The following is a 12643-nucleotide window of genomic DNA, read 5'->3' as shown; positions in this document are numbered from 1 at the left end:
GCATCGGAGCGTGTTTGGCGTCGGCAGCGATGCCGGCTTCGACGAGAGCCGCTTCGTGATCACCGATGCCTATACCGGGGGCTCCGATGCGCTGAAGAAGACGTTTGCCGAAGCGCCGCAGCATCGCGACGCGCAGTATGGCGAGTTCTGCGCCCGCGAGCTGAACTACGACCGCGGCGATGATTTCATCCAGATCGGCCGGGTCGATCTTGCGGCTGCGCGCAGCTATCTGTTCGAGCAGGTGCCGCACCGCTCGCTGCCCGGCCTGTTCGTCGCATCCGTGATCCTCGGATTGCAACGGCTGGTGCTGCCGGTTGTGTATTGGCTCGACGACAGCAGGAGCTTCGGCACGTTGCGGCCCCGGCGGGAGAGCAGCCGATGAATTCGGCGGTCATTGCCAATGCGATCGTCAATCTCTGCGGCGCGATCGGGCTCGGCGTCGCCATGCTCGCGCTCTATCGCCGCGATGCGCGCAGCCCGCTGACCGGACGCCTGATGATCGCACTCGGCATCGTCGCGCTGCTCTTCCTGATGCGCAGCACGGCGTGGCTGACCGGAAGCAGCCTGCTCGACGACCTCTCGGTGATTGCTGCCGCCGCCATTCCCTTCGGTGCGCTGATCGTGACCGAGGGGATGCTGAGGCGGCACGCGCCCCGCGCCATCAAGCTGGCGGTGATCACCGGCGCCGTCGTGCTCGGCATCGGCGGTGCGCTCGGGCTCGGGCATTTCGACATGCCCTATGCCGTCGCGCTGGCGCTGTTCCTGCTCAGTGGGTTCGCGGCTTGCGCGTTCATGCTCGCAACGCGCGACCGCCAGTCGCTGATGGCCTCCGAGAACCGCAGCATCGATCGCATGACGGTCGGCGCGATCATCGTGCTGCCCTTCATCGTCACCGATTTCGGGGCGCTGATGCCGGATATGCCGGTCAGGCTTGGCGCGCTCGGCGCGCTGCTCGTCGTCACCGCTGTCCTGATCGCCGGCAGCAGCGGCGAAGCACGCTGGCACGGCGTCCTGCTCACGGTGTTGCGGCTGGCGAGTTCGGCCCTGCTCGGTCTCGCCGCTTCCTTCGTCGCCGCCGATGTCGATGCAGCCCAGATTGCGCGCTTCTGTGCCATTGCCGTCTCGGGCGTGCTGACCATCGGCCTGATGACCGACACGTTGCGGGCCACTCTGGAATCCCGCGCACCGGGCGTGCTGAGCTCGGTCGCGATCTCGCCGGCGACCGGGCGCGACCAGCTCATCGCGGAATTGTTGCGTCATCCGCTGTTCGAGAGCGCGCAGCGCTACCGCGAGGATGACCTTGCGGCCTACGATCCTCTCCTGTTGCGCAACCGCCTCGCGACGCACCGCGTGCTGCGGCGGTCGGATGCGCCGTGGGGACACCTACCGGGCGATCCGGCCGTGGAGCGGCTGATGTCGCTGATGGCGGCCGGCAACGCGACGCATCTCGTCGTGCTCTCGCAGGACCCGGTCGACATTCTCGTGCTTGCCGTCCCCGTGATCTCTGCCGATCCCGCCACCGAGACCGCGATTGCGCTGGTGCAGCGGATCCTGATCATGGCGGACGCCGGCGCGCCGAGCCGCGCGCCCGCCTGACATCATATTGCGTCTGCGAAATGCAACCGAGCCATGACGGAACGCGCGGGCGTGCGCTCTTGCGCGCCGGTCCCACCCGGAGCACTCTGAACAAGCGGCGCAAAGAACGCCGCCAATAAAGACGGCCCGAGGAAGCATCCATGGCGGTGACGCGGATCGACTGCGACATCCACCCGGCGGTTGGCGGCACGCGCACGACGCTGTTGCCCTATCTCAGCGATCACTGGAAAGAGCAGGTGGTGAGCCGCGCCATCGACGGGCTCGATCTCACCTCCTATCCGCCCAGCATGCCGCTTTCGGGTCGCGCCGACTGGCGGCCGGCCAATGGCGCCAAGCCGGGCTCCGATCTCGCCATGGTGCAGAAGGGCGCGTTCKAGCAGTTGGGCGCAAGTCACGCCATCCTCAACGTGCTCTACGGTGCGCAGGCCGTCTTCGACGCCTACATGGCGGCGGACTTCTGCAAGGCCATCAACGACTGGATCGCTGCCGAATGGCTGGCGCGCGATTCCCGGCTGCGGGCCTCGATCGTGGTGCCGATGCAGGCGCCGGATCTGGCGATCGAGGAGATCGAGCGCCGCGCCGGCGACAACCGCTTCGTCTCCATCCTGGTGCTGGCGCAGGGCGAGACGCTGCTGGGACGGCGGCACTTCTGGCCGGTCTATCAGCTCGCGGAGAAATACCAGCTGCCGCTCGCGATCCACGCCGGCACGCAATATCGCCAGGCGCCGAGCTCGGCCGGCTGGCCGTCGCACCGCTACGAATATTACTTCGTCGAGGCGCAGGCGTTTCAGGCGCAGATCCTGAGCCTGATCTATGAGGGCGTGTTCGGCAAATATCCAAACCTCAAGGTCGTGCTGATGGAGTCCGGCGTGAGCTGGCTGCCGGCCTTCATGTGGCGCGCCAACAAGACCTGGCGCGGCGTGCGCGTCGAGGTGCCCTGGGTCGAGCGCGAGCCGGCCGCGATCATCCGCGACAATTTCCGCGTCACCATGCAGCCGTTCGACGCGCCGGGCGATGCGAAGAGCGTCGAGGAGATCATCGACCAGATCGGCTCCGACAAGATGTTCCTGTTCGCGTCCGATTATCCGCACTGGCAGTTCGACGGCGACGATCCGATCCCGCCGAACCTGCCGAAGAGCCTGATATCGAAAATGTGCGTCGACAATCCGCTGGAGACGTTTCCGCGGCTGTCGCTTGCCAACTGATTCCGGAGGTTTCGCATGAGTGACGTCATCGACCGCCCGCTGCGCGACGACGAGAAGCCTGCCGAGACGCGGCTGCGTATCGTCGATTGTGATGTCCATCCGAGCCTGCGCTCGACCGACGATCTCAACGAGTTCCTGCCAAAGCGCTGGCAGCAGCATCTGAAGGAATATGGCAGCCATCTGCGCACGCCCTATCTCTTCACCACGCCCTATCCGCGCTCCTCGCCGCTGATCGCGCGCCGCGATGCCTGGCCGCCGACCGGCGGCCCGCCCGGCTCGGACCTCGATTTCATGCGCAAGCAGCATCTCGATCCGCTCGACGTCGAGTTCGGGATTCTGCAGGTGCTGGATCTCTTCATCTTCTCGCAGCAGAACCTCGAGTTCGGTGCCGCGATCCAGCGTGCCATCAACGACTGGCAGCTGGCGTTCTGGTCGCACCGCGATCCGCGCTTGAAGGCCTCGATCCTGGTCGGGCAGGACGGCAACGAGCTTGCCATCGCCGAGATCGAGCGCTGCGCCAAAATCGGCGAGTACATCCAGATCAACGTCTCGCCGCGCGCCAATGAGCCGCTCGGCCGCCGCCGTTACTGGCCGATCTATGAGCGCGCGCAGGCACTGGACTTGCCGCTCGGCATCCATGTCGGCGGCTATGGCGGCCATGCGCCGACCGGCGGCGGCTGGCCGTCCTATTATGTCGAGGAGCACCAGTCCAACGCACATACCATCGCGGCGCAGCTTGCGAGCCTGGTCATCGAGGGCGTGCCGGAGCGCTTTCCGAAGCTGAAGTTCGTCTTCATCGAGGGTGGCTTCGGCTGGATCCCGTCTGCGGTGTGGCGGATGGACCAGCATTTCGAGCGCTTCCGCAGCGAGGTGCCGAATCTCAAGCGAAAACCGTCGGAATATGTCCGCGAAAGCTTCTGGTTCACGACGCAGCCGATCGACGAGCCCGACGAGGCGCGGCACCTGCGCTCGCTGATCGAATGGGTCGGCATCGACCGCCTGCTGTTCTCGTCGGACTATCCGCACTGGGATTTCGACGATCCGCGCTTTGCCTTCAAGACGCCGCTGACGGAAGCCGAGCGGAAGAAGATCTTCAGCACCAACGCCCGCGCGGTCTACAAGCTCTGATCCGGGGGTTCTGAAGCGATATGGCCCGTCACATCGTCGCCTCCATCTCGGAGATCCCGCCCGGCGGCAACAAGGTCGTCGATATCGCCGGGCGCGACATCGTCGTGTTCCATGTCAACGGCGAGTTCTTTGCGCTGCTGAACCGCTGCCCGCACGGGGGCGCCCCGCTCGAAAAGGCCGCCTGCGTGGCGCGGCTGACCTCGCCCGAGCCCGGCATCTATCAGCGATCGCGCGTCGGCGAGATGCTGCGCTGTCCCTGGCACGGCTGGGAGTTCGACATGCGCAACGGTCAGTCCTGGTTCGACCCGAAACGGGTCAAGATCCGGTCCTATCCGGTCGCGGTGGAACGCGGCGACGCGTTGCAGAAGGGCCCGTATGTCGCCGAGACCTTTCCGGTGCATGTCGAGGACAGCTACGTGATTGTCGAGGTGTGAGCGGCCGTTTCGGATTGTGATTTCGGCGCAGGTGCGATAAGCCTCGCCCGCATTCATGCCGGAGATGAGCTTTGTCCAAACAATCCCTGCGAGAGGAGGCCGAGCGCCTGATCCGCGAATCGATGGAAAAGAAGTCCATCGTCGTGAAGCAGGGCGATACCCGCATCGAGGCCGTCTGCGGCAAGTGCGGCGCGCCAAACCGGGTGCAGGCGCCGAAGGGCCAGACCCGCGTCAAGTTCGCCTGCAAGCAGTGTGGGCACAAGCAGGAAACGCTGTAGACTGTTTCCTCACCTCTCCCCCGTAAGGACGGGGAGAGGGAGTGAGAGAGCGGTGCTCGCCTACTCCCCCTTCACGAACTTCGCGAACGCGTCCGCATAGTCCGGATGCCAGCGCGACAGCGGCGGCCGGTTCTCGACGATGTCGCCGGCGGCCCACAGCATGCGCTTTTCGTCGAGCGCGCGCGGCACGTCGTTGTCCGGGCACAGGATGTAGAAATCGCCGGCCTCCAGCCGCGTCAGCATGAAATCGACGGTCTGCGCGGGCGTCCAGGCGCCGGCCGGCTTTTCGGTGCGGCCCTTGGCGGTGAGTTCCGTGAAGACGAAGCCGGGAATGAGCAGATGCGCCGTGATGTGGCAGCCTTCCGTGTTGCGCAGCTCATGCTGGAGCGCTTCCGTAAAAGCCTTCACGCCGGCCTTGGAGACGTTGTAGGCGGGATCGCCGGGCGGGGTGGTGATGCCCTGCTTCGAGCCGGTGTTGATGATGAGGCCGGCCTTGCCGCGCGCGATCATGCTGGGTGCGAAAATCCGCGAGCCGTTGATGATGCCCCACATGTTGACGCCGATGATGCGCTGCCAATTGTCGGGTTCGCCGAACAGCGTGCTGCCGGGCTGGATGCCGGCATTGTTCATGAGGATATCGGTGCCGCCGAAGCGCTCGCGCACCGCGCGCTCCAGTTCCGCGACGCTCTCCGCCCTGCTGACATCGACGGCGAACGTTGTCACATGTGTGGCAACCGCAACAGATGACAGTTTTGTTGCGGCCTCCGCCAGCCTGGCCTGATCGACGTCGGCGATGCACACTTTCATCCCGGCGCGGGCGAAGGACATGGCGGCGGCAAAGCCAATGCCGGACGCGCCACCCGTGATCACAGCGACATTGTCCTTGATGATGGCGGGGTGTGGCATGGATCGTCTCCGGGGAGGGCGTTGCACTCGGTCGAGCTATAACATGGCGCTCGCGCGACCCTGCACAAGTCGGCATGGGAGGTCTTCGTTCCAGGCCGCCTTTACGCCTCTCCGCCACCGCTGTATTCTCTTCGACTTAACGATCCCGCCCAGATCGAACCAATCAATCACCTGACAGGGAGTGCAGCCATGGCTGTGTCGCAGGCTATTCCGATCACGCGCCATCCGTTCGCCAACGGGTCCTACAAGCAGATGCTGATCGACGGGAAGTGGGTCGATGCTGCTTCCGGAAAGCGCTTCGAGACCCACAATCCCGCCACCGGCGAGCTGCTCGCAACCGTTGCCGAAGGCGACAAGGAAGACATCGACCGCGCCGTTGCCGCCGCCCGCCGCGCCTTCGAAGGCCCCTGGAGCAAGGTCAAGCCGTTCGAACGGCAGAACCTGCTTTTGAAGCTCGCCGACCTCGTCGAGAAGAATTTCGACGAATTGTCGCAGCTCGACACGCTCGACATGGGCGCGCCGCTCAGCCGCACCCGCGCCTACCGCCTGCGCGCCATCGGCATGCTGCGCTATTACGCCGGCCAGACCACCGCGATCCACGGCGAGACCGTCGAGAACTCGCTGCCGGGCGAGATCTTCTCCTACACGCTGAAGGAGCCGGTCGGTGTCGTCGGAGCCATCATTCCCTGGAACGGTCCGCTCACCGCGACGATCTGGAAGATCGGCCCCGCGATCGCGACCGGCTGCACCGTGGTGCTGAAGCCGGCCGAAGAAGCGCCGCTGACCTCGCTGCGCATCGCCGAGCTTGCGATGGAGGCGGGCGTGCCGCCCGGCGTCATCAACGTCGTGCCCGGCTATGGCGAGACCGCGGGCGCGGCCCTTGCCTCGCATCACGATGTCGACAAGGTCGCCTTCACCGGCTCGCATGTCACGGGACAGTCGATCATCCGCGCCTCGGCCGGCAACCTCAAGCGCGTCTCCCTGGAGCTCGGCGGCAAGTCGCCGGACATCGTGTTCGCCGATGCCGATCTCGATGCGGCAGTGCCGGGCGCCGCGATGGCGGTGTTTGCCAATTCCGGCCAGATCTGCAGCGCCGGCACGCGGCTGTTCGTCGAGCAGTCGATCTACGAGGAGTTCGTCGGCCGCGTCGCCGAGTTCGGCAAGAAGCTGCAGGTCGGCAACGGCCTCGATCCCAACACCCAGATCGGCCCGCTGGTCTCCGAACAGCAGCTGGAGCGCGTCACCAGCTATCTCGACATCGGCCAGAAGGAAGGCGCCAAGGCGCTCGCCGGCGGCGGCCGCGTCACCGAGGGCGCGCTGTCGAAGGGCTTCTTCGTCTCGCCGACGGTGTTCGCCAATGTCCAGGACAACATGCGCATCGCGCAGGAGGAGATCTTTGGTCCCGTCATCTCCGCGATTGCCTTCAAGGACATGGACGAGCTGGTCAAGCGCGCCAACGCAACCACGTTCGGCCTCGGCTCCGGCCTGTGGACGCGCGACGTCAGCAAGGCGCATGCGGTGGCAAAGTCGCTGCGTGCCGGCTCGGTGTGGGTGAACTGCTACCAGGCGATGGACCCGGCGATGCCCTTCGGCGGCTACAAGATGAGCGGCTATGGCCGCGAATCCGGCAAGCAGCACGTCGAGGAATATCTCAACGTGAAGGCCGTCTGGATCAAGACGGCGTAAGGCCCATTCCCTCCCGCGCGTTCCGCGGGAGGGAATAACTGCTTTTGCGGGGGCGGCACCTTTTTCCGTGACCGCCCCTCGCTATATGATCCGCATCCTTCCATAGCCACTTTGAGGCCAGCATGAAATTCCCGGCGTTGTTCAAACCGTTGCAGGTCGGTCCGTACAAGCTGGCGCATCGCGTCGCGATGGCGCCGCTGACGCGCATGCGCGCCGAGCGCGACAGCTTTTCGCCGCGGCCGCTCAATGCCGAATATTACGGTCAGCGCGCGACGCAAGGCGGTCTGATCGTCGCCGAAGCCTCGCCGGTGCAGTCCACGGGGCGCGGTAACCCCGCAACGCCCGGCATCTATTCGGAGGCTCAGGTCGCAGGCTGGCGCAAGGCGGTCGATGCCGTGCACGCCAAGGGCGGCATCATCTTCCTCCAGCTCTGGCATGTCGGCCGCGTCTCGCATTCCTCCTTCCATGGCGGCGCGCTGCCGGTCGCGCCATCGGCCATACCGATCAAGGCCGAAGGCATGAAGGCGATGACGGCCGACGGCAAGATCGCGGACTACGAGACGCCGCGCGCGCTGGAGACGGACGAGGTCAAGGGCATTGTCGAGGCGTTCCGGCAGGGTGCGAAGAACGCGCTTGCCGCCGGTTTCGACGGCGTCGAGATCCACGGCGCCAACGGCTATCTGCTGGAGCAGTTTTTGCAGTCGCGCAGCAACCAGCGCACCGATCAATATGGCGGCGGAATCGAGAACCGCGCGCGGCTGCTGCTGGAAGTCACGCAGGCTGCCATTGACGTCTGGGGCGCCAATCGTGTCGGCGTGCGGCTGTCGCCCCACGGCATTGCCAATGATTCCGGCGAGCCCGATCCGATGCCGCTCTACACCCATGTGGTGAAGGCGCTCGACAAGCTCGGTCTCGCCTATCTGCATTTCATCGAGCCGCGATCCAGCGGGTCGGGACGTGCCGAGGTCAACTGGCAGAACGTGCCGTCGGCGATGGTGCTGTTCCGTCCGCTCTACAGCGGCGTGCTGATGACCGCCGGTGGGTTTACCGGCGAGACCGCCAACGCGGCGATCGCCGATGGCCAAGCCGATCTCATCGCCTTCGGCCGCATCTTCATCTCCAATCCCGATTTGCCGCGCCGCCTCCAGCACGACTACCCGATCACGCCGTACAACCGCGCGACATTCTATGGCGGTGAGGAGAAGGGCTATACCGATTATCCGGTGTATGACGAACTGACGCCGGCGTAAGCGTTCTTCGTAGCCCGGATGGAGCGAAGCGWAATCCGGGTTTCGTGCCGCGAAGCGAGATCCCGGATTACGCTTCGCTCCATCCGGGCTACGGGGCTCCATCCGGGCTACGGCTTCTTCCGTCATTCCAGGGCGACGCGACGGGACCGCGCGAAACGCGGCCCGGGAGCGTCGCGCCCCGGAATGACAATCGTGTATTGTCGTCTTCGCAATGACGACGGAGAGAAACCCACCATGGCCAAAGCCGCAGTCGCCGCAGGAACTGCCAGCGGGCAATGCCTCTGCGGCAAGGTTACCTTCGAGATCGACGTCCCTGCGCGCTGGGCCTGGCACGATCATTCCGCCGCCAGCCGCCGCGCTCACGGCGCGGCTTATGCGACCTATGTCGGAAGCTGGAAGAAGCGCTTTCGCATCATTTCGGGAAAAACTGCGCTCGCCCGCTACGAGGACAAGGCGACCAAAACCGCGCGCAGCTTCTGCGCACATTGCGGTACGCCGATCGCCTACGAGCGCCCGCGAGGCCCGCACATGGTCAACATCCCGCGCGCCCTGTTCAAGGAGCGCACCGGCCGCCAGCCGCTCTATCACATCGCCATCGAAGAGCTCCAGGAGTGGGCCTATACCGGCGAGCCGCTGGTGCCGCTGAAGGGCTTTCCCGGCGTGGTCTGGCAGCGCTCCAAAAAGAAGAAGCGCGCTAGCGGTGAAGACCCTTTCGAGCTCGGCCGCGAGGAACTGCCTTAGCCTTAGCGGCGACCTTGGTCTTCGCCGCAACGGCCTTCCGCGGCGCCGCTTTGCCTCCCGCGGTATTCGCCGCCACGAAGTCGAGCCCACGCTTGACCCATTTTTTCAGCTCAGTATCGCTCTGATAGCCGTCCGGCGCGACCCGCACAAAGCCGGTCATGATGCGCCCGCGCATTTCCATCGGGCTCGTGTGCGGCTCTTGCAGCATGCGTGCATGCGCGTCTGGGCCGACGCGGATCAGCATGCCGCCGCGCCCGCTCACGGTGCAGCACATGGTGTTGTTCACCATGAAGCAGAGGCCGCCCATCATCTTCTTTTCCGCGACGTATCGCTGACCCGCCAGTAATTTGCGCACCCGCGCCGCGGTGTTCTCGTCATAGGCCATCGCGTCTCCCCGTGCAGGCTTACGCCCGAGCATGTTCCCAGCTTGAGCACGCCGGCGCAAGTCTGCCATGACGGCGCTTCCTTGCGTGCCTCGGCCAAGTTCGGCCATCATGCCTCACCTTGCGGCAACACCCGCGGGGCCTGGAGGAAACATGAAGAACAAGATCACCGGCCGCTCCGCCTTTCTCGCGCTGCTCAAGGACGAGGGCATCACCCATTTGTTCGGCAATCCCGGCACTACCGAGCTGCCGATCATGCATGCGCTGAAGGACCATCCCGACCTCACCTATGTGATGGCGATGCAGGAGAGCCTGGTGGTCGCGATCGCGGATGGCTACAGCCGTGCGTCGGGCAAGCTCGTCGCCTGCAACGTCCATGTCGCGCCCGGTCTCGGCAATGCGATGGGCTCGCTTTACAATGCTCAGTTCACGGGCACGCCGATGATCCTGACCGCGGGCCAGCAGGAGCAGGGCCACGGCCTGATGGAGCCGGTGCTCTACGGCCCGCTGGTGCGCATGGCCGAGCCACTGGTGAAATGGGCGGTCGAGGTGACGCGGCTGGAGGATCTGCCGCGCATCGTGCGTCGCGCCGCCAAGGTCGCGATGACGCCGCCGACCGGGCCGGTGTTCATCTCGCTGCCCGGCGACATTCTCAACAGCGAAGCCGGCATTGATCTCGGCCGCTCCACCCGCATCGACGCGCGCACCAGGCCGTCGGACGAGGCGCTGAAGGCCCTTGCCGCGCGGCTGCTGAAGGCCGAACGTCCCGTCATCGTCACCATGGACGAGGTGGTCAAGAGCGACGCGCTGAAGGAAGCGGCCGAGCTCGCCGAGCTGCTCGGCGCGGCCGCCTATCAGTCCTCGACGCCCTATGGCTCGCACTTCCTCTCGGAGAGCCCGAGCTTCGTCGGCACGCTGGCGCGTGTGCAGAAGGTCGCGCGCGACACGCTGGCGCCCTATGACCTCCTGATCGCGCTCGGCGGCGATCCGCTGCGGATGTCGGTCTATAGCGACGTTGACGCGCTGCCGGACGGTCTCGGCATCGTGCAGGTCGGTCTGGTCGATTGGGAGATCGCCAAGAATTACGGCGCCGAGATCGCGCTGAAGGCGGATTTGAAGGAAACCCTGCGTGCGCTGATCCCGGTGCTGAAGGAGATGGGCGGCGCGGCCCTGGCGAGCCGCGCGAAGCAGCGTCTCGCCGAGCTCGCGCCGAAGAACTGGACCGCGCGGCGCGCTGCGCTGGTCGAGCAGATCGGCAAGAGCGCCGGCCGCACGCCGATCGATCCCGACTGGATGGTGTTGCAGATGGTCGAGGCGATGCCCGACAATGCCATCCTGGTCGACGAAGGCCTCACCTCAGCCCGCCAGATCACGAACCTGCGCCCGCACCGCGACCGCTTCGGCTATCACGGCCTCGCCTCCGGCGGCATCGGCTGGGGCCTTCCAGCATCGGTCGGCGTCAGCATCGCCAATCCGGATCGTCCGGTGGTGTGCTTCTCCGGCGACGGCAGCGCGATGTATTCGATCCAGTCGCTCTGGACCGCCGCGCATCACAAGCTGCCGCTCAACGTCGTCATCGCCAACAATGGCGGCTACCGCATCATCAAGCAGCGCCTGCTCGCGTTTCACGGCGACGACAATTACGTCGGCATGGATTTCGTCGATCCGCCGGTCGATTTCGCCGGGATCGCGAAGGCGCTGGGCTGCGAGGCGATCAAGGTGAGCGATCCCCGCGAGCTGAAAGCGACGCTGTCGTCGGCGTTCAACCGGCCGGGGACGAAGCTGATCGAGGTGATGGTGGACGGGAAGGTGTGAGGTCACACTGCTTCCCAACGTCGCCCCGGCGAAGGCCGGTCCCGGCCTTCGCCGGGACGACACTGAGGGTTTAGCGCGCAGTCCCGATGACGATGTTGGGGCACAATGTCCCCACATCGTCGTCCTGGCGAAGGCCAGGACCCATACCGCGTGATCTATCGAGTGCGGGTGGTGCTAATCCCGAACGACCAGTCTTCGCCAAACTCCCTGTTGGGGTAATGGGTCCTGGCTTTCGCCAGGACGACATTGGGGGTGGCGCCTACCCCGTCTTCCCCACCCGATACCCCGCCGCCGGATGCGGCGCGCCTAACCGCGCGCGGCCTGCACCGAACAGCTTCTCCCGCAGCGTGCCTTGCGCGTACTCCGGCTTGTACCGTCCGCGCCGCGTCAGCTCCGGCACCAGCATGTCGGCGATGTCCTCGAAATCGCCGGGCGAGATCGCAAAGGCGACGTTGAGGCCGTCGACATCGGTTGCCTCGAACCATGCCTCGATCTTGTCCGCGACCATCTCCGGCGTGCCGACCACGACCGGGCCGGCGCCGCCGACGCCGACATGCTCGATGACGTCGCGCACGGTCCAGACGCGGTCGGGGTCGGCGCGGGTGACATTGTCCATCGCGCTGCGGCCGGCGTCGTTCTGGACGTGGCGCACCTGCTGGTCGAGGTCGTAGCCGGAGAAATCGACGCCGGTCCATCCCGACATCAGCGCCAGCGCGCCTTCCGGGCTGATGTGGCGGCGGTAGTCGGCATACTTTTCCCTGGCTTCGGCTTCCGTCCGCCCGAGGATGATCGTCATCATCGAGAACATCAGGATTTCCGCCGGGTTGCGGCCGACCGCGGCAGCTTCCTGGCGGATCGCGGACACGCGCGGGCCGATCACCTTGGCCGAGGGTCCCGACATGAACACGCATTCGGCATGCTTTGCCGCGAACTGCCGCCCGCGCGGCGAGGTGCCGGCCTGGTACAGCACCGGCGTGCGCTGCGGCGACGGCTCGCTGAGGTGAATGGTGTTGTTGATGCGGTAGTTCGCGCCCTCGTGGTTGACGCGATGAACCTTGGTGGGATCGGTAAAGATGCCGCGTTTGCGATCGCGCAGCACCGCGTCGTCCTCCCAGCTCCCTTCCCAGAGCTTGTAGACCACCTCCATATATTCGTCCGCGATGTCGTAGCGGTCGTCGTGTCCGGTCTGCTTCTCCTTGCCGGCGCCGCGCGCGGCGCTGT

At 65.7% G+C, this 12643-nt stretch carries 12 protein-coding genes and 1 pseudogene; 10 read left to right on the top strand and 3 right to left on the bottom strand.

The features are described 5' to 3' along the window. The 6 genes and pseudogenes from ACXJL8_RS18610 to ACXJL8_RS18585 form a co-directional block, all read left to right on the top strand. Window positions 1–382 (top strand): annotated as a pseudogene (locus ACXJL8_RS18610) (hypothetical protein); the annotation flags it as partial. Next, on the top strand, window positions 379–1596 hold the full coding sequence (locus tag ACXJL8_RS18605; RefSeq protein ID WP_456617439.1) for a hypothetical protein: 1218 nt from the start codon (window positions 379–381) through the stop codon (window positions 1594–1596). The pseudogene ACXJL8_RS18610 and the gene ACXJL8_RS18605, both read left to right, overlap by 4 nt. Before the next feature lie 140 nt (window positions 1597–1736). Next, entirely contained in the window at window positions 1737–2801 is a 1065-nt protein-coding gene (locus ACXJL8_RS18600) for an amidohydrolase family protein (RefSeq protein WP_456685376.1), read from the top strand. Window positions 2802–2816: 15 nt separating this feature from the next. Next, window positions 2817–3929 carry an amidohydrolase family protein gene (locus ACXJL8_RS18595; protein ID WP_456617441.1) on the top strand — a complete coding sequence of 371 codons (1113 nt, stop codon included), beginning with the start codon at window positions 2817–2819 and terminating at the stop codon, window positions 3927–3929. 20 nt (window positions 3930–3949) lie between these two features. After that, window positions 3950–4363, top strand: coding sequence for a Rieske (2Fe-2S) protein (locus ACXJL8_RS18590; RefSeq protein WP_456617442.1), 414 nt, complete (start codon window positions 3950–3952; stop codon window positions 4361–4363). Between the two features lie 71 nt (window positions 4364–4434). Further along, window positions 4435–4641: a hypothetical protein gene (locus ACXJL8_RS18585; protein WP_456617443.1), complete on the top strand. Its 207-nt coding sequence runs from the start codon at window positions 4435–4437 to the stop codon at window positions 4639–4641. A 60-nt stretch (window positions 4642–4701) separates the two neighbouring features. Here the strand turns inward: ACXJL8_RS18585 and ACXJL8_RS18580 are convergent, their stop codons facing one another. After that, window positions 4702–5547 carry an SDR family NAD(P)-dependent oxidoreductase gene (locus tag ACXJL8_RS18580; RefSeq protein WP_456617444.1) on the bottom strand — a complete coding sequence of 282 codons (846 nt, stop codon included), beginning with the start codon at window positions 5545–5547 and terminating at the stop codon, window positions 4702–4704. A gap of 189 nt (window positions 5548–5736) precedes the next feature. On the opposite strand from ACXJL8_RS18580, the gene ACXJL8_RS18575 reads away from it, so the two are divergent. From ACXJL8_RS18575 to ACXJL8_RS18565, 3 genes are all read left to right on the top strand, one after another. Further along, window positions 5737–7233, top strand: coding sequence for an aldehyde dehydrogenase family protein (locus tag ACXJL8_RS18575; protein ID WP_456617445.1), 1497 nt, complete (start codon window positions 5737–5739; stop codon window positions 7231–7233). A gap of 122 nt (window positions 7234–7355) precedes the next feature. Beyond that, window positions 7356–8483, top strand: coding sequence for an alkene reductase (locus ACXJL8_RS18570; protein ID WP_456617446.1), 1128 nt, complete (start codon window positions 7356–7358; stop codon window positions 8481–8483). Window positions 8484–8717: 234 nt separating this feature from the next. Then, window positions 8718–9224, top strand: coding sequence for a GFA family protein (locus tag ACXJL8_RS18565; protein WP_456617447.1), 507 nt, complete (start codon window positions 8718–8720; stop codon window positions 9222–9224). On the opposite strand, the gene ACXJL8_RS18560 is transcribed toward ACXJL8_RS18565, so the two are convergent. Beyond that, entirely contained in the window at window positions 9178–9609 is a 432-nt protein-coding gene (locus ACXJL8_RS18560) for a TfoX/Sxy family protein (RefSeq protein WP_456617448.1), read from the bottom strand. The genes ACXJL8_RS18565 and ACXJL8_RS18560 overlap by 47 nt on opposite strands. A gap of 151 nt (window positions 9610–9760) precedes the next feature. On the opposite strand from ACXJL8_RS18560, the gene ACXJL8_RS18555 reads away from it, so the two are divergent. Continuing rightward, window positions 9761–11422 (top strand): thiamine pyrophosphate-binding protein, encoded by a 1662-nt coding sequence (locus ACXJL8_RS18555; protein WP_456685375.1) that lies wholly within the window; start codon window positions 9761–9763, stop codon window positions 11420–11422. 259 nt (window positions 11423–11681) lie between these two features. Here the strand turns inward: ACXJL8_RS18555 and ACXJL8_RS18550 are convergent. Beyond that, window positions 11682–12643, bottom strand: a 962-nt coding sequence (locus ACXJL8_RS18550) for an NtaA/DmoA family FMN-dependent monooxygenase (protein WP_456685374.1), incomplete at its 5' end; no start/stop codon positions are given.

Source organism: Bradyrhizobium sp. P5_C11_2 (genome assembly GCF_054049755.1).
The sequence above is the reverse complement of the archived record's forward strand: the minus strand, read 5'-3'. Positions and strand labels throughout refer to the sequence as shown.